The sequence below is a fragment of the Pseudomonas sp. LBUM1645 genome (assembly GCF_059716185.1).
This window is the reverse complement of record NZ_CP166811.1, coordinates 3,589,084-3,613,771: the sequence shown is the minus strand read 5'-3', so window position 1 is coordinate 3,613,771 and position 24,688 is coordinate 3,589,084. Positions and strand designations below refer to the sequence as shown.

At 57.8% G+C, this 24,688-nt stretch carries 16 protein-coding genes; 9 read left to right on the top strand and 7 right to left on the bottom strand.

Annotated features, from left to right (window positions below):
• Positions 1 to 268: 268 nt before the first annotated feature.
• The 3 genes from ACA079_RS16210 (at position 269) to ACA079_RS16200 (ending at position 7,158) form a co-directional block, all read left to right on the top strand.
• Positions 269 to 1,393 (top strand): HDOD domain-containing protein, encoded by a 1,125-nt coding sequence (locus ACA079_RS16210; RefSeq protein ID WP_497700032.1) that lies wholly within the window; start codon positions 269 to 271, stop codon positions 1,391 to 1,393.
• Between the two features lie 264 nt (positions 1,394 to 1,657).
• Positions 1,658 to 6,208, top strand: coding sequence for a PAS domain S-box protein (locus ACA079_RS16205; RefSeq protein WP_497700031.1), 4,551 nt, complete (start codon positions 1,658 to 1,660; stop codon positions 6,206 to 6,208).
• Positions 6,208 to 7,158 carry a diguanylate cyclase gene (locus ACA079_RS16200; protein WP_497700030.1) on the top strand — a complete coding sequence of 317 codons (951 nt, stop codon included), beginning with the start codon at positions 6,208 to 6,210 and terminating at the stop codon, positions 7,156 to 7,158. The genes ACA079_RS16205 and ACA079_RS16200 overlap by 1 nt, the downstream gene beginning before the upstream one ends.
• Positions 7,159 to 7,498: 340 nt before the next feature.
• Here the strand turns inward: ACA079_RS16200 and ACA079_RS16195 are convergent, their stop codons facing one another.
• The gene (locus ACA079_RS16195; protein WP_497700029.1) at positions 7,499 to 7,903 is read right to left on the bottom strand and encodes a DUF6632 domain-containing protein; all 405 of its coding nucleotides are present in this window, start codon (positions 7,901 to 7,903) and stop codon (positions 7,499 to 7,501) included.
• A gap of 533 nt (positions 7,904 to 8,436) precedes the next feature.
• On the opposite strand from ACA079_RS16195, the gene ACA079_RS16190 reads away from it, so the two are divergent.
• The 6 genes from ACA079_RS16190 (at position 8,437) to xylB (ending at position 14,767) form a co-directional block, all read left to right on the top strand.
• Entirely contained in the window at positions 8,437 to 8,625 is a 189-nt protein-coding gene (locus ACA079_RS16190; protein WP_497700028.1) for a hypothetical protein, read from the top strand.
• A gap of 15 nt (positions 8,626 to 8,640) precedes the next feature.
• A complete protein-coding gene (locus ACA079_RS16185) occupies positions 8,641 to 10,185 on the top strand; it encodes a sugar ABC transporter ATP-binding protein (protein WP_497700027.1) in 1,545 nt (514 codons plus the stop codon).
• A gap of 46 nt (positions 10,186 to 10,231) precedes the next feature.
• Complete coding sequence (locus ACA079_RS16180; protein ID WP_497704333.1) at positions 10,232 to 11,224, top strand: ABC transporter permease subunit; 993 nt, start codon at positions 10,232 to 10,234, stop codon at positions 11,222 to 11,224.
• Between the two features lie 63 nt (positions 11,225 to 11,287).
• Positions 11,288 to 12,229 carry an ABC transporter substrate-binding protein gene (locus ACA079_RS16175; protein WP_497700026.1) on the top strand — a complete coding sequence of 314 codons (942 nt, stop codon included), beginning with the start codon at positions 11,288 to 11,290 and terminating at the stop codon, positions 12,227 to 12,229.
• A gap of 26 nt (positions 12,230 to 12,255) precedes the next feature.
• Positions 12,256 to 13,254, top strand: coding sequence for a LacI family DNA-binding transcriptional regulator (locus tag ACA079_RS16170; protein WP_497700025.1), 999 nt, complete (start codon positions 12,256 to 12,258; stop codon positions 13,252 to 13,254).
• Between the two features lie 28 nt (positions 13,255 to 13,282).
• A complete protein-coding gene (gene xylB / locus ACA079_RS16165; RefSeq protein WP_497700024.1) occupies positions 13,283 to 14,767 on the top strand; it encodes a xylulokinase in 1,485 nt (494 codons plus the stop codon).
• A 112-nt stretch (positions 14,768 to 14,879) separates the two neighbouring features.
• Here xylB and ACA079_RS16160 read toward each other — a convergent pair whose 3' ends face one another.
• The 6 genes from ACA079_RS16160 to ACA079_RS16135 form a co-directional block, all read right to left on the bottom strand.
• Entirely contained in the window at positions 14,880 to 15,044 is a 165-nt protein-coding gene (locus ACA079_RS16160; RefSeq protein ID WP_497700023.1) for an antitoxin Xre/MbcA/ParS toxin-binding domain-containing protein, read from the bottom strand.
• 408 nt (positions 15,045 to 15,452) lie between these two features.
• On the bottom strand, positions 15,453 to 16,550 hold the full coding sequence (gene tssA, locus ACA079_RS16155) for a type VI secretion system protein TssA (protein ID WP_497700022.1): 1,098 nt from the start codon (positions 16,548 to 16,550) through the stop codon (positions 15,453 to 15,455).
• Between the two features lie 94 nt (positions 16,551 to 16,644).
• Entirely contained in the window at positions 16,645 to 17,163 is a 519-nt protein-coding gene (locus ACA079_RS16150) for an Hcp family type VI secretion system effector (RefSeq protein WP_059404755.1), read from the bottom strand.
• A gap of 165 nt (positions 17,164 to 17,328) precedes the next feature.
• Positions 17,329 to 19,824, bottom strand: coding sequence for a type VI secretion system membrane subunit TssM (gene tssM, locus ACA079_RS16145; protein ID WP_497700021.1), 2,496 nt, complete (start codon positions 19,822 to 19,824; stop codon positions 17,329 to 17,331).
• Entirely contained in the window at positions 19,821 to 20,747 is a 927-nt protein-coding gene (gene tagF, locus ACA079_RS16140; RefSeq protein WP_497700020.1) for a type VI secretion system-associated protein TagF, read from the bottom strand. The genes tssM and tagF overlap by 4 nt, the downstream gene beginning before the upstream one ends.
• 31 nt (positions 20,748 to 20,778) lie before the next feature.
• Positions 20,779 to 24,663 (bottom strand): type VI secretion protein IcmF/TssM N-terminal domain-containing protein, encoded by a 3,885-nt coding sequence (locus tag ACA079_RS16135; RefSeq protein WP_497700019.1) that lies wholly within the window; start codon positions 24,661 to 24,663, stop codon positions 20,779 to 20,781.
• Positions 24,664 to 24,688 lie beyond the last annotated feature (25 nt).

Sequence of the window (24,688 nt, the reverse complement as noted above, 5' to 3'; positions counted from 1 at the left end):
GCAATTGGGCTATCGCAGCATTTATGCATTACCCCCACCTGCCTATTTACCTGCGAGCTGTTTGCTTGCTTGTATAGTTCGCCGGTGAGGAATAGATTCGGTTGTGAACCTTTTTACCCCCACAATTGAAATGGATATCGCCGTGACTCAATCTCGATTCCTCGCTCACAACCGCACTTCCTGACGTCAGCTACCTCTACTTCGTCGTCGAACAAACCCGGGCCGCAAAGCCTTTCGAATTGATGCATTAATCCTGTGCGGTGACCGAATGCGCGTGATGATTCTGGATGATGACCCCTGGATAGCAGACCTTCTGAAACAGCTGGTTTTGAGCATCCGTCCGCTGGCGCAAGTCGATTGCTTTGGCGACGTTGCCAGTGCCTTACATGCCTGGCAGCAGGATACCTACCAGATGGTCATGGCCGACTGGAATCTACCGGATGCCAGCGGTGTAAGCCTGTTGCAAACGATTCGTGCACAGGATCTGAAAATACCGCTGATTATGATCACCGGGCGTTCCGATCGAGAAAGTGTCTTGGCCGTCAAATCCCTGGGGATCAGCGCTTTTTTTACCAAGCCGTTTCAAGTGTCGCGTGTCGTTGAATGCCTTAAAGCGCTCCTTCCTGCCGATACGTTTGTGCAAGTGCCCGCTGTTAATGATGAAAACCTGATCAACTATCTCAGCGGATTATCCACCCATGAACTAGACCTGCCGTTACTCGCTCAGGTGAAGGAAAATCTCCAGCGTGGATTTGGGGGAGAGCAGCTGGATATTCGCGAATTGGTTCAGGATTGGCAGCATGATCCGGCGCTGTGCGCTCATCTGATTGGGGCAGCCAACAGCGCGGCTTATCACGGAGTGGGCCAACCCTGCACCAGTTTGATCGATGCTATTAAACGATTGGGCGGGCTTACCAGTGTGAATCTGGCGTTGAGCCAAGCCCTGCGACAGGCCAATACCCAAACCAATGGGCTGCTGATGACCTGCATGCAGTCTTATCTTGATGATGCCGAGGGCCTGGCTGAGCAAGTTGTTTTCCTGGCTCGACGATGCAAGCTGGATCCGACGCCACTACAGAGTGCTGCGTTGCTGCACCGGATAGGCGAGCTTTGTGTGCTTTACCAAACCCAGAAGTGGGAGGGCCAGGGGCACAGGGTGGATGAAGAAGTGCTCACCCATGCCCTGCGGGATTTCGCCGCCCCTTTTGCCATCAAGTTAAAAGCCTCCTGGGGACTCCCTCAGGCACTGCGTGAGTTGATAGGTGCGATCTATGCGTTGCCGCCCATGCAGGTACGCCGCGAACAAGTGGTCATGCGCCTTGGGGCCGCCATGAAAAATGGTGAGCCTGAAGCGGACCTCGAAAGACTTCAACGAATGGCGGGCCTGGCCTGAGCGCATTCGAGGACACAGACAGGGCATCTCACCACCGAAAAGCTGGGCGAGGATTTTTTTTTATTAAACAAGGGATTTGCGAGGCTCAAAGGAATGCGTAATAAGTCGTTTATCTATATTTCTGTCCTGTTCCCTTGGCTCAAATATGCGCGTCTTTATCCACGGGGTTCATGGTTAACGTGATGCATACGAACTAAGTTATAGACGCTATCAACAGGGTTCGAACTTAATACTGAAGGCTTGAAGGTCTTCTGCAATGGGACAATGCGGGTGAGAACACATAAGTTTTTTGCATTGAGCTGGGGGGTAGCTATCACTCTGGTGGTGGGGTTAGGGGCAAGTATTCTGAGTGGCTGGATCCTCGAACGTATTAACGAGCAGCAGGCTCAAGAAGCGATCGCCGCAGCCACCGAGGAAGCCGCAGAGTTGGTTTTAACTCGTCTCGATCTTTACCAATACGGATTGCGTGGCGCTCGTGGAGCGGTGCTGATAGCGGGTGAGCATGGCATCAGCCGCGAAGTTTTTGACCAATATCACCAAATGCGCGACCTCGCTGCCGAGTTCCCCGGCGCAAGTGCTTTAGGCTTTATCAGGCGAGTACCGGAGCGCGATGAACGCGAGTTTCTCGAACACGCTCGGGCCGATGGCAAAGCTGACTTCTCCATTCGTCAACTCTCACCCCACTCAGGCGAGCGTTACGTTGTCCAGTATGTCGAACCAGTTGAGGGTAACCAGGCTGCAATTGGCTTGGACATAGCTTCGGAAACCGCGCGGCGAGAGGCTGCCCAATCCTCGATAAAGAGCGGTGTGGCACGGATAACCGGGCCAATCACTTTGATACAGAACACAGGGAAACCGCAGCAGTCTTTCCTGGTGTTGATGCCCATCTTTCGCGGTGGAGAGACTCCGGCGACCGCTGTTGAACGAGAGACAGCAGCGTTTGGCTGGATCTATGTCGTGTTGCAGACAGAGCAGGTACTTAGAGGGCTGCGCATAGAAAACGAGACGGTGCATCTGCGATTGAGGGATATCACTGTCCCTGGGCAGGAGAAGCTGTTTTATGAAAGCACCAACGACTTGGCCAGCCGTGAAACGCTGATGACCCATCAGTTGGAGCGCGAGGTATACGGGCGGCGATGGCAAATCGAACTCGGCGCGCATCCGATGTTCATCCAGCGTCTGCATCAGGTTTCACCAACAGTTGTCCTGTTGCTTGGTGGTTTGCTCACCCTTCTACTGGCTACTCTGGCGGGTGTCGTGAGTGTCAGCCGTCAACGCCGGCGGCAGATATTCGTCGAACAGGCAAGGCTGGCTGCCATCGTCGAAAGCTCGGCCGATGGCATTATTGGAAAAACTCTCGATGGCATCGTCACCAACTGGAACAAAGGTGCCGAGCACCTTTTTGGCTATACCGCCGAGGAGGCTGTGGGCCAGACGCTGGCCAGTCTGGTTATTTCTGAGGAGTTTGTAGCTGAGGAAGCCTATATCCTTGCGCGTATAAGGGCCGGGGAGAGTATCACTGGCTTTGATACCCAGCGCCGCCGCAAAGATGGCCGGCTGATCGACATCTCCGCCAGCATCTCACCCATTTATGGAGAGGGTGGTCGCGTCGTTGGAGTCTCCAAGACGTTGAGGGATATCTCGGCGAAAAAAGTAGCAGAAGCCCGAATTCTTGAACTCAATTCAAACCTGGAGGAGCAGGTTGCGCAGCGAACTTCCGAGTTGCGGCATCTCAATCTATTGTTAGGCAGCGTGCTGCGCTCGGCCACTGAGGTCTCGATCATTGCGACGGATCTCGATGGCGTTATCCGTGTGTTCAACAAAGGCGCCGAGCATTTGTTGGGCTATCACGCCGATGAGTTGCTGGGACAGCACACACCTGAATCAATACATGTGCCAGAGGAAGTCGCTGCTCGTAGCGTTGAACTGAGTGAGGAGTACGCTCAGACAATCGATGGTTTCCGTGTGTTTACCCATAAACCTGAGTTTGAAGGTGCAGAAACCCGGGAGTGGACTTACATGCGTAAGGACGGCTCGCGGTTTCCTGTCACGCTGGTGGTCACCTCCATGCGTGACGACGACGGGAAATTGAGCGGCTACTTGGGCATCGCGGTGGACATTACCGAGCGTAAAGCGGCGGAAAAGGAGCTGGCTGCGAGTCTGGAGACGACACAGAAACAACGTAGTGAACTGATGGCGATTCATGATCAGTTGCTGATGGCTGCTGAAGTAGCCGAACTGGGCGTCTGGTCCTGGACGTTGGCGGACAATGCCTTGCAGTGGAATGATCGCATGTTCGAGTTCTACGGTCAGCCACTGACATTGCGCAATAATGGTCTGGGTTATCAACACTGGTATTCGCGAGTTCACCCCGACGATGTGGTGGCAGCGGCTGAAAAGCTGAGTGCCGCAGTCGAGGGGAGGGGGGTGTACGACACCATTTTCCGTGTCGTTCGCCCGGACGGCCAGATCCGTTTCATACAGGCAGGCGCGCAGGTCGAGCGTGGTCCGAGCGGTGCGGCTTTGCGTGTGACGGGTATTAATCGGGACATAACCTCCCAGCGCGAGCTGGAGTCACATCTGCTGTACGCCAAGGAACAGGCCGATATTGCGAGTGCGGCCAAGTCTGCCTTCTTGGCCAACATGAGCCATGAAATACGCACGCCGATGAACGCCGTGTTGGGCATGTTGCAGTTAGTGCAGAACACTGACCTGAATGGTCGTCAACTCGACTATGTGACCAAAGCACAATCCGCTGCGAAATCACTGCTGGGCTTGCTCAATGACATCCTTGATTACTCCAAGATTGAGGCCGGCAAGCTGCAACTCGATGTGCACCCATTCGAACTCGAATCGCTCATGCGTGACCTCTCCGTTGTGCTGGCCGGCAACCAGGGTCAGAAAGAAGTCGAGGTCATGTTCGACCTGGACTCCAATCTACCCAACGACCTGATAGGCGATAGCCTGCGGCTGCAACAGGTGCTGATCAATCTGGCGGGTAACGCCCTCAAGTTCACTCTGGAAGGCCAGATCGTGGTCAGCGTCGAGCAACTGATGCGCACGGAAAACTCTGTGAGATTGCGCATCGCAGTTTCTGATACAGGAATCGGTATCAGCCCGGAGCAACTTCAGCGCATTTTTGAAGGATTCACTCAGGCCGAGGCTTCAACCACCCGCCGCTTTGGCGGCACCGGTCTGGGCTTGGTGATCTGTAAGCGGTTGGTCAGCTTGATGGGCGGTGAACTTCAGGTGGAGAGCCAGCAGGGCATGGGAAGCCGCTTCTGGTTCGATATTACCCTGGATGTTGCGCCGAGTTCGCTGCTGGAATCTGACACCCCTGGAGTCGATGTGTCCATACGGATACTGGTAGTGGACGACAACGCCATGGCGGGTGAGTTGCTGTTGCGAACCGTTCATGCATTAGGGTGGGAGGCCGACCTCGTGAGTGGTGGTACGCAAGCAGTGGAATGGGTGAAAAACGCCCAGGCGAGAGGCGAGGCCTACGACGTGGTACTGATGGACTGGCGGATGTCCGATATGGATGGGCTGAGCGCTGCGCAATTGATCCATCAGCAGGGCAACGGCATACCTCCTCCAATGATCATTATGATTACCGCCTACGGCCGAGAAGTGTTGGCCGACGCAAGCGAGATGGGAGACGCTCCCTTCGTGGGGTTTCTCACCAAGCCTGTCACGCCCAAGCAGTTAGCCGACGCCGTTCAGCGAGCACTCAGCGGCAAAGGCCTTGCGCAGTCACTCCCGTCCAAGTCATCTGTTGACAGGCCGCAGCGCCTGGCAGGGCTGCGGCTATTGGTGGTGGAAGACAACATGCTTAATCGGCAGGTTGCCGATGAGTTACTGACAGGAGAAGGTGCTCGAGTAACGTTGGCTGAAGGTGGTCTGGAAGGTGTGAGCAAGGTGTTGGCTGAGAAGGTGGCCTTCGACGCCGTGTTGATGGATATCCAGATGCCGGATATTGATGGCTTGGAGGCGACCCGTCGCATTCGATCGAATCCACGTTTTGCATCGTTGCCGATCGTGGCGATGACCGCAAATGCCTCCAATACCGACCGTGAGGCCTGTCTTGCTGCGGGGATGAATGAGCATGTTGGCAAGCCCATAGATCTGGAACAACTTGTCGCAACGCTGCTGTTTCAGGTGGGCCGCACTGGCAGCCAAGCATCTTTAGAGTTGGGAAAAATAATGACTCGAGAAGGCGTTAACGATTCTCGTGCATCAATCATTGATCGTTTTGGTGGTGACGTCGAGTTGATCCGCAACGTGCTGAGAAACTTTGGTCCTGAGCTGGAAAAACAGCTTGTCCGGTTAAACGATCAGATCCAGCAGCAAGACGCATCGGGGGCCGCTTTCGTTCTCCATTCCATTAAAGGCAGCAGCGGCACCATGGGTTCCAAGGCACTGTCGCTGCGGGCCGGCGACTTGGAGGAGAAACTGAAATCCGCAGACGCAGAGTCTGTAGCGCGCATCTTTGCTGACGTAACATGGTTTGATGAATTGAGCAGGTTACTGCAACAAAGCCTCGAGCAGCTGAATGTCGACTTTGGTCAGAGCCCGAGCGCAGAGGTCTGTGTTGACTCCGAATTGATGGCGCTCACGCAATGGCGAGAATCTCTTAAGGAAATTTTGCTGTTGCTGGAAGCGGGCAACCTTCAAGCCATAGAGCTGGCAGACGCATTGGCGTCAAAAACGCCGCAATCCCTGCGCCCACAGTTCGACGAACTTGTTGTAATGGTGCAGTTGCTAGACTTTTCCGCTGCGCTGCCGATTGGTCGTGAACTGTTGAGATCTGCCTGATGGAACATTCGATGGAAACCTGGTTACCACATCCCCATAACCGTCCAAAACTCCTCATTGTCGACGACCAGCCGATTAATATCCGGGTACTCCATGAGTTGTTTCGTGAGGACTGTGATGTGTTCATGGCCACCAGCGGTGAGCAGGCGATCACGGTATGCCAGACCCAACTACCCGATTTGATTCTTCTGGACGTGGTTATGGAGGGCGTGGACGGACATGAAGTATGCCGTCGACTCAAGGCTGACCCTGTGACCCAGGACATCCCCATCATATTCATTACCGCACATCAGCAGGAGTCGGATGAGGTTCTAGGTCTGGAACTTGGCGCGGTGGACTTCATCAGCAAACCCATCAATCCAATCATTGTTAGAGCCCGTGTGCGAACACACCTGACCCTGAAACTACAGAACGATCTACTGCGTTCCATGGCATTAATGGATGGCCTTACTGGAGTGGCTAATCGACGTAAATTCGATGAGGACATATTGATGGATTGGCGCCAGTGCTTTCGAGATCAAAAGCCACTGTCGCTCATAATGGTGGATGTTGACTTTTTCAAACGCTATAACGACCAATATGGTCATCAGGCTGGAGATGGCTGTTTGAAATCTGTTGCCCAAGCGTTATCTGAAACGGTTAGACGCCCCTACGACCTAGTCGCTCGGTATGGTGGCGAAGAGTTTGCCTGCATCCTACCCAATACAGATCTTTGCGGAGCGGTCCAACTTGCAGAAAAAATGCAAGAGCATATCCGCACGCTGGGTATCGAGCATTCTGCTTCCGATGTAGCTCGTGTGGTGACTCTTTCTCTTGGCGTTGCAACATTGACGCCCACTGACAACCATGAATTCCAGGCGTTGATAGAAGCAGCAGACAAGCAACTTTACGAGGCGAAAAAAACTGGCAGGGCCAGGGTCTGTTCATCCTTTAGCGATGAATATCTTTAATTCTGCTTCTGTGAATAGCTCGGTTCCAAACCTTTGTCGAAGAATGCCTTGGTCGCGTCATGTATTCCAAGGCAAGCGACTCAGAGCAACAGGCTACCAAGGCTGCGAGGAAAAAGTTCAGGTATGTGGAAGTGATATCGGTCAAGTCGATGTAACAGCAATCTCACTTAGCTCGCGCCAAGACTTTGAACCGTCCTGGCAACGCACAGCTTCGCCAAAGCATATGTCGGGCCTGTCACGTCGAACGGAGCTTCCAAGGACAGGCCACTGTCGACCCAAACCGGTCAGTCGATGCGTAGAAACGCGCTTTTCGTCCCGATCCTGACAGTCAAACCTGCTCTTAGGCCCCATTGTGTGTCCGGGGCCGAGCGGCCAATTGCGAGCGGGGCGTCAAGATGGCCAAGGCAACCGCCACGATGAAGAGCGCCGGCACGTCACCTGCCAAGTGCCCCATTTGCTCCGGCTGGGTGACCGCCTGGACGGCCATGATTCCTCCGTGTACGGCGCTAGACCACACGGTGAACCAGATTAGGCTCAGATTGGCTAATGGATCACGTGCGGCCAGGATCAAGAACACGCCAAGTGTGGCGTAGATGCCAACGATCATCATCGGGTAGTCCGAGTGACCGACGTGCCAGGCCCAGCCGGACGGCCAAAACAACATAAGTGGGTAGAGAGCAAGGCACGCAAGGCCAGCCAAAACTAGAACGACGCGCAAATACCTGAGGCGATCGGCTACGGTCATGGCGGACTCCTCTTTGGGCCTAACTCTAAATTGACCCCAAGTGGGGTGATAACACCTTCACGGGCTTGGTGGATAACATTCCTTGTTCTGTCGTCTAGCCCTGACTAGACCGGGCATTGTGACAGTCGGGTGTCCGCTGAAGGGGTTAATACACCATGGACGGAAAGCGCAATCTGCTCAATTAGTTCCGGCAGTAGACCAAGCATAGCTTCTCATTAGCTATCGCTCCGTCCACCGGCTTATTCTGGCCGATGTCTGCCTCTCATCAGCGACAGCAACAGGCAGCTCTGCTGATCAGGGTTGCGATCCCGGATGAATGCACTGCACTCGTGGTATGGAACGCAAAAATAAGTGAGCGGCCAAGCGTGAAAATCCGGCCTGATCCTGCCTGACTGCCGTACTGCTCCCCGGCCCTTAATCGGTACGGGACGCCTGCGATTGGGCGTCCTGCTTGTAAGTTCGTCAAACCTCCAAATGACAACTTTTGGCCGATGTTTTAGCCTGATGAAACGTTTCATCAGGCTAAAAATTGCATGCGCAAGCGCTTGCGTAAACAAATTTATCTGACTAGAGTCTTTTCCGATCAGGTCACCCGAGGCGCCATTATCGGCAGTGACCCAAGAAGAAAAATAAAAAAGCTCAGGGATAAAAATGGACATGTTGTCTGGCCAGATAATCCACCTTCTTTTTCATTCCGTTCAAAAAACCACGTCGACAGCTGATGTGAGGGCTCAACCATGAGCCTCGACCCTGCACCAATTCCTCTCCTGGAAATGCAAGGGATCTCCAAGACCTTCAATGGGCTGCGCGTGCTGAAAAGTGTTGGCCTGAAAGTCTATGCGGGTGAAATCCACGCCTTGATGGGTGAGAACGGCGCCGGCAAGTCAACCTTGATGAAGATTCTGTCCGGTGCCTATCAGGCCGATGACGGGGGCGAAATTCGCATCGAGGGGCAGCGAGTCGCTACCTACAACCCAGGCACCGCCAAAGCGCATGGCATCGCTGTCATCTATCAAGAATTGAGCCTGTGCCCGAATTTGAGCGTGGCCGAAAACATCTACCTCGGCCGTGAACTGCGGCGTGGCTGGACCATCGACCGCAAGTCGATGGAGGCCGGCTGCCTTGAGGTGTTGACGCGGCTGGGTGCCGAGTTCAAGCCCACCACCCGGGTGAGTACGCTTTCAATCGCCGAGCGCCAGCTGGTGGAAATTGCCCGAGCCTTGCATGCCCACGCGAAAATCCTGGTGATGGACGAGCCTACGACGCCATTGTCATCGCGTGAGACGGATCGCTTGTTTGCATTGATCAAACAGTTGCGCGCCCAAGGCTTGGCGATTATCTACATCAGCCATCGAATGGCCGAGATATACGAGCTGTCGGATCGCGTGTCGGTGCTGCGTGATGGCGAGTACGTCGGCATGCTCGAGCGCGAAGCCTTGTCGGCCGAGGTGCTGGTCAAAATGATGGTGGGGCGTGACCTCGGCGGCTTCTACAAAAAACAACACGCTGCCTATGATCCGGGAGCCGTGGTGATGCGAGTGCGCGACATGGCGGACGGCAAGCGCGTGCGCAACTGCAGTTTCGATCTGCATGCCGGTGAAGTGCTGGGTATCGCCGGATTGGTAGGTGCTGGCCGCACCGAACTGGCACGGCTGATTTTTGCTGCCGACCCGCGCAGCTCCGGCACGCTGGAAGTGGCCGGCAAGGCAGTGACGCCACTGCGCAATCCGACCGATGCGATTCGTGCCGGTGTGGTGTACCTCACCGAAGACCGCAAGGCTCAGGGCCTGTTTCTGGACATGAGCGTGAGTGACAACATCAACGTCTGTGCCTGCGTCCCCGATGCCCATGTCGGCGGCGTGCTCGACCGTGATCGTGGCGCGCAACGGGCGGGCGCCGCCATCAAGTCGCTGTCGATCCGGGTCGCCTCGGGCAAGGTCAGTGTCGGGGCCTTGTCCGGTGGTAATCAGCAGAAGGTGCTGCTGGCGCGACTGCTGGAAGTCAAACCCCATGTACTGATCCTCGATGAGCCCACCCGTGGCGTGGACATCGGTTCCAAATCGGAAATCTATCGAATCATCAACGAACTGGCCAAGGGCGGAGTGGGCATCGTGGTGATCTCCAGTGAGTTGCCGGAAATCATCGGCACCTGCGACCGCGTACTGATCATGCGCGCTGGCCAGCTGGTGGCTGAAGTGGGCGGGGCGTCCGGCAACGAAATATCCCAGGAAGCCATTATCGATCTGGCCACCGGTGGTGAGCAGGTGGCTGCACATGGCTGATTCCCGGGGGCACATTCATCAGGCAAAGAAAGTGGAGGCGAACGTTATGGGGCTGACTCTGGACAATCCAGCGACCGCGATGGCGATCGGCAAGCGCGAACGGATACGAGAGCTGATGCGCACGGTGGGCATGTTGCCGGTGTTGGTGCTGTTGCTGGTGGGCTTCGCCTTGATGAGCGAAAACTTCCTGACCCTGCAGAACCTGTCGATCATTACCCAGCAGGCCTCGGTCAATGTGGTGCTGGCCGCGGGCATGACCTTCGTGATCCTGACCGCCGGCATCGACCTTTCCGTGGGGGCGATTCTCGCCGCGTCGGCAGTGGTGGCGCTGCTGGCATCGATGTCGCCGCAATACGGCATGCTGGGCATCGTTGCCGGTGTTGGCTTCGGCCTGTTGCTGGGCCTGGTCAACGGTGGGCTGATCGCGTTCATGCGCCTGCCGCCGTTTATCGTGACCCTCGGAGCGTTGACCGCCATGCGCGGGTTGGCCCGTCTGCTGGCCGACGACAAAACCGTATTCAATCCCGAACTGCCCTTTGCCTTCATCGGCAACGATTCGATCCTCGGCATCCCGTGGCTGGTGGTGATCGCGGTGTGTGTCATTGGCCTCTCCTGGTTCATCCTGCGGCGAACGGTGATCGGCGTGCAGATCTATTCAGTGGGTGGCAACCCGGAAGCGGCGCGCCTGTCCGGAATCAAGGTGTGGAAGGTCTTGCTGTTCGTCTATGCACTGTCCGGTGCCCTGGCGGGTCTGGGCGCCGTGATGAGCGCTTCGCGACTGTTCGCGGCCAATGGTCTGCAGCTCGGGCAATCCTACGAACTCGATGCCATCGCCGCGGTGATCCTCGGCGGAACCAGCTTTACCGGCGGCGTCGGTACCATCGGCGGAACCCTGATCGGCGCGCTGATCATCGCGGTGTTGACCAATGGCCTGGTGCTGTTGGGGGTGTCCGACATCTGGCAATACATCATCAAGGGCCTCGTCATCATTGGTGCGGTGGCGCTCGATCGTTATCGCCAGTCCGGTGCACGAACCTGATTCAACCGCTGTTCTCGAACACTGATTCAAAAAAGAGCCACCCATAATCACAAGAGAGAAATCATGAACTTCAAACGCACGTTTCCCGCTGTCGTCTCCCTGTGCCTGGTCACGCTGTTGTCTCAGGGTGTCGAGGCCCGTGAACTGAAATCGATGGGCATCAGCCTCGGCTCGTTGGGCAATCCGTATTTCGTGACCCTGGCCGACGGTGCCAAGGCCAGGGCGCTTGAGCTGAACCCGAATGCCAGGGTCATGTCGGTGTCGGCCGATTACGACCTGAGCAAGCAATTCACCCAGATCGACAACTTCATTTCCGCTGGCGTCGACCTGATCCTGCTGAACGCAGTCGATCCGGCGGCCATCGAGTCCGCTGTCAAGAAAGCCCGCAAGGCCGGGATCGTGGTAGTGGCCGTGGACGTGAATGCCAAGGGCGTGGACGCTACCGTGCAGACCGACAACGTCGAGGCCGGCAAATTGGCCTGTCAGTTCATCGTCGACAAGCTGTCCGGCAAGGGCAACGTGATCATCCAGAACGGCCCGCAAGTGACCGCGGTAACCGACCGTGTCACGGGCTGTAAAACAGCGTTTGCCGCCGCGCCCGGCATCAAGGTTCTGTCCGATGATCAGGACGCCAAAGGCTCCCGTGAAGGTGGGCTGAATGCAATGCAGGGCTATCTGACGCGCTTCCCGAAAATCGACGGTTTGTTCGCCATCAACGACCCGCAGGCCATCGGTAGCGATCTTGCCGCCAGACAGCTGAAACGCAGTGGCATTGTCATTACTTCCGTGGACGGCGCACCGGACATCGAGAACGCACTGAAAACCGAGTCGTCGGTCCAGGCGTCCGCCAGCCAGGACCCATGGGCCATGGCGCAGAGTGCGGTGGTGATCGGCAATGACCTTCTCAACGACAAGAAGCCTGCCGAAGTGCTCACCTTGCTGACGCCCAAGCTGATTACCCGCGATAATGTCGGCTCATATAGCGGCTGGTCCAGCAAACATTGAGCCGATGACGGGGTGGAGAGAGTGCTGTGGTAACGATGGATGATGTGGCAAAGATTGCGCAGGTATCGACGTCGACGGTTTCGCACGTTTTGAACGGCACGCGCAAGGTCAGCCCGGCCACGGTGCGTGCGGTTGAAATGGCGGTCCAGGAACTCGGCTACATCCCGAATACGCTGGCACGTTCGTTGGCGCGTTCGACCACCAACACCATTGGCGTGGCGATCTCGGCGCTCTCCAACCAGTATTTCAGCGAGACGGTGCACGCGATTGAAACCGAGTGCGCCAAGCACGGCATCATGATGCTGTTCGTTGATACCCACGACGATCCCGAACAGGAACTGCGCGTTGTCAAAGCCCTGCACCATCGACGTGTCGACGGCATCTTGCTGGCGCCGTCGATGGGGCAGCAGCCTCTGGCCCTGGACTATCTGCAGGCTAATGATATTCCGACAGTGCTGGTCGATCGCCTCGTCGCCAAAGGCTTTGATCAGGTCGGTGTTGAAAATATAAAGTCGTCGCAGGCCCTGGTGGCGCATCTGATCGAGCATGGGCACCGACGCATTGCGTTGATTGCCGGTCGCCCGGGATTCAGCACCACCGACGAGCGGATCGAAGGTTATCAAGCCGCGTTGATGGCGGCGGGGCTGCCCTTTGATCCGGCGTTGCTGGTCAATGGTGAATCGAACAGTGAACCGGCACGGGTGGCTACTCGACAGTTGCTGGCACTGCATTCGCCACCGACAGCGATCATGGCCGCCAACAACCTCATGACCCTTGGCGCCATGCATGCCTTGCGCGATGCGAACATCGCGGTGCCTGGGCAAATGGCGCTGGTCGGTTTCGATGATTTTGACTGGGCTGATTTTTTTGTCCCTCGCCTGACGTTGATCGCTCAGCCGGTCAAGGCGTTGGGCGCTCGCGCAGTCTCCTTGCTGCTTGAGCGAATTGAATCCCCTGAGCGTAAAAAACAGACCGTGCGCATGGCACCCACGCTGCGGATTCGAAACTCATGTGGCTGTCTCTGATCAGTCCGGCTGATGGAAGTGAATGTTTATGAGCAGCCCCCTCTCACTCGGGATCGATCTCGGCACCTCGGAACTCAAGGCGATATTGCTGGATGAGAGCGGAACAGTGCTGGCCAATGCAGGTGCCCGGTTGGCGGTTTCACGGCTGCACAGTGGTTGGTCCGAGCAAGATCCGCAAGACTGGTGGCAGGCCTGCCTGAGTGCACTGGATCAATTGCGGCTCAGTCACCCAGACGCCTATGCGCGAATTCGCTGCATCGGTTTGTCGGGGCAAATGCACGGCGCGGTACTGTTGGGCGATGACGACCGTGTGTTGTACCCGGCGATACTGTGGGATGACTCCCGCGCCATCACCCAGGCCGACGCGCTCGGTCGCCAATACCCCGGTTTTGCCGAGGTGACGGGCAGTTTGCCGATGGCGGGACTGACGGCGCCGAAGTTGATGTGGCTGCACCAGCATGAGCCGCAGGTATTCAACGCCATTGACTGCGTCTTGTCGCCCAAGGACTACCTGCGGCTACGACTGAGCGGCGAGCGCATCAGCGACGTGTCGGACGCCGCTGGCACGTTATGGCTGGATGTGGCCAGGCGTGACTGGTTCGAACCCATGGTGCGCGCCACCGGGCTTGAGCCCGGTCAGATGCCCGCGCTGGTCGAGGGGGGCGCCGCCAGTGCAAGCTTGAGTGCCTCTGCGGCCATGCGATTGGGCTTGCCCGCAGGGTTGGTTATCGCCGGTGGCGGCGGTGACAATCCCGTCTCGGCGGTCGGCATTGGTGCCATCAATGCCGGCGATGCGTTTATTACCCTGGGCACCAGCGCCGCGATGGTCGCGATCACCGATCACCCTGCGGGTAATCCGGCCAGTGCCGTGCACAGTTTTTGCCACGCGCTCCCGCACCGTTGGTACACCATGGGCGCCATGCTGGCGGGTGCCAGTTGCTTGCGTTGGGTGACTCGCCTGTTGGGTTTTGCGGATGAACAAACGTTGCTGCAGCACGTGCAGACGTCGCTACCGATTGATCGATCCGTGGCGCTTTCAAACCCGCTTTTTCTACCCTATCTGGCCGGTGAGCGCACCCCGCACAATGATCCTTTGCTGCGCGGCGGCTTCATGAACCTGGGGCATGACTGCACGCCAGCGATGCTCGGTTACGCGGTGATGGAAGGGGTCGGCTTCGGTCTGCTGGACGCGATGAATGCGCTGCAGTCAGCCGGGGCCGCCGTAGAGGATTGCGCACTGGTGGGCGGTGGCGCACGCAGCGATTATTGGGCGCAGTTGCTGGCCAATATTCTGCAGCGGGAAATCTATACCTTGCACGGCAGCGAACTCAGCGCCTGCATCGGTGCCGCCAAGCTGGGTTTCCTGGCTTACGGGCGCGGTTGCGATCTGTTACAGGCGGGCATGTCGATCAAAACGCGGTACTTTCCTGCGGTCGAACAACAATTCGCGCTACAAGCCCGTTACCAGAAATTCCGCGGTTTGCTGCCAGCAGCGAAAACGCTGCACGGTTGAATTCTTCTAGTCATTTCAGTGGATCTCAACAGCTAAGCTTCGCGCCGTACCGCGACCAACACCCCAACCACGCTAGGTTAGTTGGCGGAACGCTTACGTTCCGAATTTAAATCTAAACAGTACCTCCCCATTCCAGCGCTTGAAGTACCCGACGAACCTGCGAGCCTCCGATCTCAGTTCCACAGAGCAGAACCGACTTATGTCCGCCGAGGGTTTTGTTTGGTTTAGACATCCAGCATGCAGCCATATCTCTGCTTTGGAGGACCCTTTCAGCCAAGAGACAGACAACCGTAATTCGATATAGTCGTTCAGACGCGGTAGAGCAGAGGGGCTTTTGTTCACGACGACGGCGTTCGAGTGAGGAGACTGACGCACAGAATAGCTTCTCTAAATTGCAGTCCCGAAGTTCGAAAATTATGCGAACAGCTTGGAAAAGCTGGGCGGATATCCGGCATGAGGAGCGGATTGATCAGAGGGGAGGCAGCAAACACAAAATCGGTGAACGACACCAATCAAATGTGGGAGCGGGCTTGCTCGCGAAGGCGGAGTGTCAGGTGGCAGATCCATTGGCTGGACGGCCGCTTTCGCGAGCAAGCTCGCTCCCACAGTGGCGTTTCAGCGAATGCGAAATCGGCGAACGACACCGATTAAATGTGGGAGCGAGCTTGCTCGCGAAGGCGATATGTCAGGACTTCGCTTCCTTGGTCCCCAGCACATCGCGGATGCTGTCCACCACATTGCTGTCTTTGATCACATCGTTCAGCCAACCCTCGAGCGGCATGTTGCCCCATTTGATCGCGCGTTCGATCAGATAAGGGACGGGGCTCTGGGGCTCCGTCTGTTTGAAGAACTGGGCGATGCCGGCCAGCAGGGTGAATGCCTCATCGCGGGTCTGCGGTGTGGTTCGAAGCGGTGTGGCTAAAAGACTTTGCTCAGGCTGGGTCATTGCGGAACCTGCAGGTTGTTCACCAGTGCTTTCAGGGATGGCCGCAGTCGGCGCGACAGGGGCCGGGGACAGTTCGATCCCTCGATCCTTGAGCAGTTTTTCAGCCAGTTGTCCTGCGCGAAACAACATGTCATTGAGCCCGGCAAAGCTCGGCGCCTCAGGGCCGAAGTGTCTGTCAGCGGTGATCTGCAGCTGCTGGCAGGCTTTCAGGCAGGCGGCTATCTCGCCGGCCTTGAGGCGCAGATGATCCGAGTCGGTCAGCACCACCGAACGCTGGAAGACTTCCGCGTTGATCTTGCCTTCGTCCAGGGCGGCCCGCATCGCCTGAGGGTTTTGCAGCGCCAGGTTTTCGATGTGCCTGGATTCGTCATAGCGAAGCAGACCGTAATATTGCCCCTGGGTGATCGGCAATGCGCCGACGATGTCCGCCAGCGAGGTTTTCATCCACGCCAGGCGTGCGGCGCGTTCATCGACGCCGTCCTCCAAGGAAGGAAACAGATCCGCCCAGAAGGTTTGCAGAATGCGCTCGGCCAGCGTCAGGCCGAAGGTAATACCAACAAAATGGTACTTGTGCGCCAGGCCTTCACTGAGCCAGGCGACCAGCATCAAGTCTTTGCTCTGTCGAGCCAGGCCTTGTGCAGCCAAGGTAATGGTCAGATCCCAATCGGAAGCCTTGAGATCGGTTTGCCAGTCACCCTGGGTAAGGTAATCGGGGTCTGCTCGACGAGCTTCCTTCACCTGATCGAACAAGGTGGAAAAGCTCAAGTCTTCACCGCTCCCCTCATTGATGGGCGCTGTCAGTTCGGCCAGCGAAAGGTCGTTGAGAAATTCAGACATAGGCAACTCTGATCAAAATAAAAGAACACCGCGCCTGTTTGGCAGGCACGGTGCTGAATGCGGACCGCGTGCGCGGTCCGCTATCGCTACGGGCTTAAGCGAAAACTTTGTTCGCCGTGCGATCCCAACCACCGGTGACGTTACCGCCGCCCTGGCCATCGGCACGGCTTTGTTGGGTGTAGGTAGTCTTGATGCGCGCGAAGTTGAAGCTGATTTCTTCAATCGGCAGATCGCTGACCGCTTTGTCTTCACCGCCCTGACTGCCGCCGGCGACAGCCTTGACGGAGGAGACCACGACTTCTTCCAGGTTGATGGTCAGGTAGGTGACCTTGTCACCGCCCGCGCGGTTGACGTTCAGCTGGATCTTGGCGATGTGAGTGCCTTTGCAGCAGGCTTCGAACAGCTTGGCAGAAGCCTTGTCCACGGCTTTGCGGATGCTGAAATCGCTCAACGACACACGCTCCGACGAAGCACCGCCCGAAGAGCTTGCAGTCGCGGAAGTCGCCTGAGTTGCGCCGTACTCGTAGCCCAGCACTTCGATCCAGTCCTTGTGCTTGTCGTCGAGCACTTCACCTGGAATGCCTTCGATCTGAATGTATGCGTCAAATGCCATTTCTAATTTCTCCTTACCTTCATTTAAAGGGCTGTAACAACCTGCGGACAGATCACAACCCTTCGTTTTTAACCTCTTTGAAACGATCAAGAGAGGTGTCTTACCGGCCTGGGCCGAACTTCAAGCGGGCCCAGGCAGCGGTTTCCCTTCAGAAGCGCGGCCGTCTCAGTTGAGCGCCCGTACTTCGATTTCCACGCGCCGGTTAGGTTCCAGGCACTGAATAAGCTGGGCTCTTGGTTGCTGCATGTTGCATTTGACCAAGGGCTTGGTGCTGCCTTCGCCGACGGCTTCCACCAGTTCACCCGGCACGCCTTTGCCCACCAGGTAGGTCTTGATGGTTTGTGCGCGCTGCCGGGAAACCTGCAGGTTGCCCTGTGGGTCGCCCAGTTGATCGGCGTGCCCGGCGATGATGATTTTGCCGATGTCAGGCGTGCTCAACAGCTTGCCGGCGATGGCGCTCAACTGGCCCTGACCTTCGGTTTTCAGGCTCTGGAAGTCGGCGCGGCCAAAGGCGAACAAGGTGTCCGATTCCAGGGTGATGGTCTCGATCGAACGCAACGACTGCGTGAGCAAGCTGTTGATGTAGTTACGCGAGCTCGACGTCAGGAACGCGTTATCGAGGATCCTGGGCACGTCTTCCTCGTGGATCTGGTCGCTGTAAAAATTGATCTGCCGGCTGGCAAACTCGTAATCCTGATTCGAGCTTGATCCGTCATTGGACGCACCGATGGTTTTGCCCGTCTGGCGGGCAATCGCCGGGTACCAGTAATCCGGTATTTTGGCTTTCAGGAACGCCGGGGCAGCCTTTTCGCGCTGGGCACGCGAGAGCATGACGTAGGTGTCCAGCGTGGTCTTGCCGAACGCCGCGATGGACTGCGCCCGGTTGTCGCTAGGCAGCGCCTTGGGTTCGACACTGTCCACGCCGGTCACGGGCAGCAGTTCCTTGCTGTTGCGCTGATACACCTTGAGGGTGGTCAACAGGTACAGCGAGCGGGTCAGGTTGTCGGCGGTCGGCTTGAGCATCACGCTTTCCAGCCGGCTGAAATATTGACTGCGCACCAGCGGCTCGACTTTGTAGCCTTGGTAAAGCCCCAGGCGCATGCGCATCGGCACACCTTCATCGTGGTGCTGCGCATAGTAATGGGCGGTCCAGAAGCGCATGCGATCCAGCGTTTGCCAGTCGGTGTATTGCCCCGTCGCCGAAGCGTCGGCTTTGGCCGCCTGGGCCAGTTCCGTGGAAATAGTCTGCACGGTGTTTTTGTTATTCACATAGGACCAGCCCAGCAAGCTGCACAGCAGCACCGCGACCAGCCCGGCACCACCAATCCACGCCGCCTTGCGCCGACGTTCGCGATGGTTGGTGGTGTACAGCGCCACCAGATGCTGGTCGGGAATGATGACTTTGCGGAACAGGCTGTTGATGAACAGCGGACGCGGTTGCGCATCGCCGCTGGCGATCTCTTGATCACTGTCCAGTGAGAAACGCTCGGTGACCTGGCGCGTGTGCCCACCCATTTCCGGTTGGTCGGCGTCCAGTGCACTGGTGAAATAGAAGCCGCGCAGCAGTTCGGCCTTTTGGTACGGGTTGGCGCGCAACAGCGCATCGACGAACAACTGCAGCCTCGGCTTCAGCGCCGCCAGTTCCAGCGGAAAGCGATACACCGCTGAATCCTGGCGGGTGATCTGAATGTCCTGCATGACCAGTTGTTGACTCGCCACCTGCTGCCAATAGCTGACCAACTCGTCCATCGCCACGCCGAATTGACGGCCCCAGTCGGCCTGTTCGTACCCTTTATGGGAAAACGTCTTGCCCATGACTTCGCCGCGGGCAACGTCATCCAGTTGGCGATAGAACGGGGCAAAACCCGGCACCAGGTCACACTTGGTGAACACCAGGTAGACCGGCAGGCGCACTTCCAGCAGCGCATGGGTTTCCTGGATGCGTTCGCGCAGGCGCTTGGCAATACGCTCCTGGTCTTCGAGCGACGTTTGCAGAATGTCGTGAATGCTGACGGTGACGATCAAGCCGTTGAGCGGCCGACGCTGGCGGTGCTGACGCAACAGTTGCAGGAAGGCCCGCCATTTGCCGGCCTCTTCCTGGTTGTTCATGTAGCGACCGGCGGTATCCAGCAGGACGGCTTCGGAACTGAAAAACCAGTCGCAGTTGCGGGTGCCGCCCAGGCCGGCGACACGCGCACCTTCACGCTCCGCATACGGGAAGTTGAGGCCCGATTGATAGAGCATCGTACTTTTGCCGGCAGCCGGCTGGCCGATCACCAGGTACCAGGGCAGGGCATACAGCGCATCCTTGGGATTGCTGCCCCGCGGCTTGTTACTGTGCAGCCGCTCGATGCTCTGCAACAGGCGCTCGCGCAACAGGCTGACTTCTTCGCGGTCCGCCGGGCTGGCGTTGAGCACCGCTTGATCGGCGTCGTCGCGCAGCAGCCCTTCAAGGTTGTGGTGTCGCGACACGCCCCGATAAAGCAGCAGCACGTAACCGGCCGAGAGCAGCAGGAACACGCCGATGCCGGTCAGCAGGCTGTTCAGCGAGCTGAAGTCAAACGCACGACCAATGCCCCACACCACGAAAATGGTGAGAAAAAAACAAACCCCCAGAATGTAGGGTTGGAAGCGCAAGAAGTAATACTTGATCTTGTTCATACGGACTTCAAATCCAGCGCGTCGACAAAACGGTCGATAACGTCATCAAGAGGGCGGTCGATTTCGGGAAAGGCGTGTTTCGGGTGGTGCTCATCAAATGCATCGAATGACGCCAGCACGTCATGGCTCTGCAAGCGGTTGCCGCTACCGGTCAGCACGCGATAGGCATCGCTGTTGTTTCGTGACGGGAAGCAGATCAGCCGGGGGCGCATAAAGTCGTCTGCCAACAGACTGACCTGCGGCACGCCGCTGCCGGCGGTCATTCGCGCCAACCAGGTGATCCACAAATCGGCGGTCGGATTTTTCAAACCTCTTTCCGCCGGCAAGGGCAGGGAAATCCCCATCGGCGTTGGCTGATGCAGATGGCTTTTGAACGCCAGCAGCCGGGTCAGTACGGCATTGGTGACAAATTCCGGGTAGGCGCCTTCCAGCGCGGTGGCGATGTCGCGCAGGTTGAAGTTCAACAGGAACTTGTCATGCACGCGCCGGAACAACTCGAAATCCTGACCTTGCAACGGGCGCAAGGCCTTGATGCGGTCGAACAGCACGGACGTACTTTCGCCCTGGGTGGCCATGTGCAGCAACGGCCTGATCTGCCCGTTGAACAGTTCGCTCAGGGTGAAAGGATTGACCAACGTCCCGGAGTCGCTGGCTTTGACCGTTTGAAAAATGAAAAACGGATAACGCCGCTGGCTGGAGTCCCTCGAGCTGATCAAGCCGCCGACCAACCAGTTGCCACTGCGTGCGCGGTAGCTGAAAAAGCACACCGGTAACGCGTCGAACAACTCTCGCCAGTCCTCAAGAGGCTGCAGGGCGGCCAATGCGCCTTGCAGCCAGGCATCGAACTCGCAGACGTCGTCGGCTGCACCGTGCAGGCTGACGAAGTCCGGGCTCGCGGGCACTTTCCCGAAACAGCCAATCATTGGCCGTGTCCCTGATTCAAGGCGAGCGTGCTCACTGGACCCGTCCGCCGCTGGCGTTGAGTGCACTCAGTGCCTTGACGTTCGCCAGGTCGGTCAGCTTGACGCCGCCGTAGTTGCGCACGGCGAGGCTGACCTGGCCACTGTCGGTGTTCCAGCTGAAACGTTGCTGAATACCATCCAGATCGCTGACGCGGGCGCTGTCATTCATGCGCAACAGGCCCCAGCGACCGGGGTAGTCGAACACCGTGATGCGTTCGCCGCTCAGCGTGACCACGTCCATGCGCGCACCCGGTGCGGTGGTGGTGCCCGGCCAGGAGAAGCGGCTCCAGCTGGTCTTGCCGTTGCGATAGTGCTGCACCTGACCGTCCAGGGTGAAGATGATGTCGGTGAACCAGGCCGCTGGCTCCAGCATGATCTCAAAACCGTTTTCCCGGTCCGACAGGCTGGCAATGACCTGGCCCAGTGAGCTGGCCTTGTCGATGCTGTTGACCATGTTCGGATTGACCAGCGGCGTTGCTTTGCTGGCGCTGCTCATGCCGAGGCCTTCGCCCCCGGACAGATTGCCGATTTCGTTGCGCTTGAAGTTCGGCAGCAAGCCGGATTCCGGGTCGACGAAACGCTGCAGGTCCTTGACCGAGGCTTCATTGCGACTGCCTGCCGCGATCGGGTAACGGTGCGCCATGACTTGTTCCCAAGGCTTGGCGATCTGTTGTGCCCAGGCCTTGGCGATCTGCTCGCCGGCCGGATCGCGCAGGGTTTCCCAGGCGAACTGAATCGGCAAACTGAACAGGCCTTGCAACGAAGTCGACAGGCCACCCTGACTGGTGTCGACGGTGGTCTCCACGTAGTTGCGCACGCTGGTGACTTCGCTCGGCTGACCTTCCAGGGTTTCGCTGATCAGTTGCTTGCTGCTTTTGCCGACGTCTTGGGAGCGCTGGATGTTGTTCATCCGCACTTTGAGTTTGCGCAACGCCGCCAGGTAGCGATCCATGATCGTGCTGTCGGCGCCCTCGGCGTTTTGCACGGCGAAGACCCGCGACACCGGCTCGAAGCGCTTGGCCAGGCTGCCGTCGTCCACCGCAGGCAACGGCGAAATCAGCGCATTGGGCGAGGTGTCCTGCCCATCGAAAATCCCCGTGACCTTGCCCCAGAAACCGTCATCGCGCTTGATCCCCGGTTGCTGCGTTTCACGCGGTGCAGGCACATCCCATTGGGTGTTGTCGTTGACCGCTGCCAGCAGGTTTTTCACCGGCGAGTTCTGCACGTCGCTGAGCAGCGACAGTTGTTGGGTCGCGTTGGCCATGTCAGTGAAATGGCGAACACCGACGCTGTCGATCAGGGTGTACCAGGCTTGGGTGTAGTCGCGTTTGTAACGCGTCATGAACTCACGGATGAAGTTGGCTTTCTGCACCAGGCTGTCGCCGCCTTCGCCATCGAGCACCCAGTCCGATTCGTTTTGCAGGTTGCCCGACAGCAGTTTGATCAGCTCAGGCTTCACAAACTGTTCCCAACCCTGACGGGTGAAAATCGCCGGCACCGCTTCGCTGCCGTACAACAGCTGACGCCCTGGCAGCGGCACCAGATCGCTCAGGCCCACGGCCGGGAACTGGCGGCTGGACTCCAATTGCAGGCGCAGATATTCACGGTCCACCAGCGAGCTGGAAATCATGAATGACTTCAAGCTATTGCGGGTTTCGCTGATCAATTGCTCGTTACGTGGCAGGGACGGCGCCTGGCCATTTTTCAGCAGTTGCACGTAGACCGGCGAGTTGTCCTGAATAACCGCTGTGCTGACCGGGTTGTCGATATTGGCGGTGTTGGCCCAGGCAACCGGCAACGCCGCGCCGACGAACTCTGGCTCAGGATGGGTTTCAGGTTGCGTCAGCATCAAGTAGAGCTTCAGCGCGTTATAGGACTCGATGATGGAGGCGACCTGGCGCTCATCCAGTCGACCGAGCATTTCCTCGGACAACGAGAGCCCACCGGTGGTCGCCGACAGTTCTGCGGCGTCGCTCGCCGTGGCCGGATTACGCAGTGCGGTCAACGCATCCCCGCGCACCTTGTTCGCGGAACCCTTGGCCGCAGCGCTCAAACGACTGGTGACATCACCGGTGCTGCGCGGAACGCTGTTCAAGCGGGTCGGCAGTTTCAGCCCTTGCGCGCGAGCTTTGGCTGACGGACTGCCGGCCTTGGCGGGCGCCGCCGCGAAGCTGTTCTGCGGGTCCATGGTTTTTGCGAACTCATTGAAGGCGCGCATCTGCAATTGAAGTTGCAGGGTGATCGGTTCGAGCGCCTGAGTACGCAACTGCTGCAAATAAGCAGTCTGTGCGACGCGGTAGATGTCGTCACCCCGATAGAGGCCAGCGCTGAGTTGCAGCGGTACGCCTTTGGCACGGAACTTCTCGATGGCGGCGAGTTGATCGCGGAGCAATTCCAGGCCTTGGCCCGAGGCCAGCAACTCGGCGCGCTCCGGTGATTGCTGCAGCTCGTTGAGTTGCTCGCGCAATGCGGCCAGCCACTGACGGTTGTTCTGGAAGGACAGGGTTTGCCAGCCAATGAACACCAGTGCGGCGAGCACGGCCACGCCCAGCACGGCCGGGCTGAAGGATTTGTTGTGTCCGGAACGCGACTGATAAAGTGTCAGGTCGCGGTCCGGGAAAATCACGCGGCGGAACGTATCGGTAATGAAATAGCTGCGGTCACTGATTTTCTTGCCGCTGCTGGGTGTGTGCTTGTCGTGCTCGGCTTCTGGCAGCAGTGAAAACGACTCGGCGAGATCATCTTCATAGACCTGGCTCAGTTGCTGATCGGTCTGCAAAGCACTGGTGAAATACAGGCCGCGCAACAACAGTTGCGTACCCGAATGACCGGTCTGGGCGAAGTGCTGGAGAAACTGTTCGAGCACCACCGACAGTTCGGAAAAATAGTTCGGGAAGTTCAGCAGCGCGCTGTTGGCATCGGCGCCCAACGCAATCATCTGCGCGTCGACGTGACGGCGAATATGACTGTGCAGGTTGGCCAGCTTGGCATCCAGCACCGGGCGCAAACCCTGGTTGCGGATTTCCGACAAACCGAAGGTCATGCCCAGCGGTTGCTGACGTTCGTTCAGGTCCAGGCCTTCAAAAGCCTGGCTGAACCCCGGCAGTTGATCGGTCTTGCTCAACATCAGGTAGATCGGCGGGTTGGCGTCCAGGCAGTCGGTGTATTCCTCTATGCGTGACACCAGTTGCGCGGCGAGCTCGTTGCGCTCGGTGGCGCTGGCGGCCAGCAGTTCAGGCAGGCTCACCACCAGCACCAGGCCGTTGACGGCGGCTTTGTTGCGTTGTTTTTTCAGCATCCGCAGGAACGCGGCGAATTCGCTGGCCGACTGGTCGTCCCGCAGGTAGCGACCAGCCGTGTCGATCATCACGGCCTCGGGGCTGAAGTACCAGTCGCAATGTTGCGTTCCGCTTTGTGTGTCATTGGCGCTGTTGGCGATGCTCGCGGACAGGCCGGAACGCGTCAGCAATGAGGTTTTGCCGGCACCGGACATGCCGATGACCAGGTACCACGGCAAGTCATACAGCGCCGACGAGCCGCCGCCACCGGCCGAGCGGTCGGTGCGCAGCATCGCGATGGCGTGCTTGAGCCGTTCGCGCAGCACTTGCTGGTCGCGGAATTCACCGGTGGATTTAAGCGATCGATCGACCTCGATCTGCACCAGGTTCTCAAGGTTGTGTTCAGCGCGGATCCGCTTGTACTGACGCAGCACAATGATCAGCAAATAGAAGGCGCTGATGATCGCCATCGCCTCCAGCGTGTAACCACGCAACCAGCTAACGTGCGGTGCCGCGAACCAGCCAACCGCCAGGCTCGCCAGCCACAGCACGGGGATGACAAACCAAAAGCTTTTCAACAAACGCAATAATGTCTTCATGTCTTCCTGACTCGATTACCTGAGG

Bases quoted from the DNA above. Each gene is read 5' to 3' on its own strand.
- ACA079_RS16185 (WP_497700027.1), top strand. From the start codon at position 8,641: ATGAGCCTCGACCCTGCACCAATTCCTCTCCTGGAAATGCAAGGGATC.
- xylB (WP_497700024.1), top strand. From the start codon at position 13,283: ATGAGCAGCCCCCTCTCACTCGGGATCGATCTCGGCACCTCGGAACTC.
- ACA079_RS16180 (WP_497704333.1), top strand. From the start codon at position 10,232: ATGGGGCTGACTCTGGACAATCCAGCGACCGCGATGGCGATCGGCAAG.
- tagF (WP_497700020.1), bottom strand. From the start codon at position 20,747: ATGATTGGCTGTTTCGGGAAAGTGCCCGCGAGCCCGGACTTCGTCAGC.
- ACA079_RS16200 (WP_497700030.1), top strand. From the start codon at position 6,208: ATGGAACATTCGATGGAAACCTGGTTACCACATCCCCATAACCGTCCA.
- ACA079_RS16150 (WP_059404755.1), bottom strand. From the start codon at position 17,163: ATGGCATTTGACGCATACATTCAGATCGAAGGCATTCCAGGTGAAGTG.
- tssM (WP_497700021.1), bottom strand. From the start codon at position 19,824: ATGAACAAGATCAAGTATTACTTCTTGCGCTTCCAACCCTACATTCTG.
- ACA079_RS16195 (WP_497700029.1), bottom strand. From the start codon at position 7,903: ATGACCGTAGCCGATCGCCTCAGGTATTTGCGCGTCGTTCTAGTTTTG.
- ACA079_RS16190 (WP_497700028.1), top strand. From the start codon at position 8,437: ATGCGCAAGCGCTTGCGTAAACAAATTTATCTGACTAGAGTCTTTTCC.
- ACA079_RS16135 (WP_497700019.1), bottom strand. From the start codon at position 24,663: ATGAAGACATTATTGCGTTTGTTGAAAAGCTTTTGGTTTGTCATCCCC.
- ACA079_RS16175 (WP_497700026.1), top strand. From the start codon at position 11,288: ATGAACTTCAAACGCACGTTTCCCGCTGTCGTCTCCCTGTGCCTGGTC.
- ACA079_RS16205 (WP_497700031.1), top strand. From the start codon at position 1,658: ATGCGGGTGAGAACACATAAGTTTTTTGCATTGAGCTGGGGGGTAGCT.
- ACA079_RS16210 (WP_497700032.1), top strand. From the start codon at position 269: ATGCGCGTGATGATTCTGGATGATGACCCCTGGATAGCAGACCTTCTG.
- tssA (WP_497700022.1), bottom strand. From the start codon at position 16,550: ATGTCTGAATTTCTCAACGACCTTTCGCTGGCCGAACTGACAGCGCCC.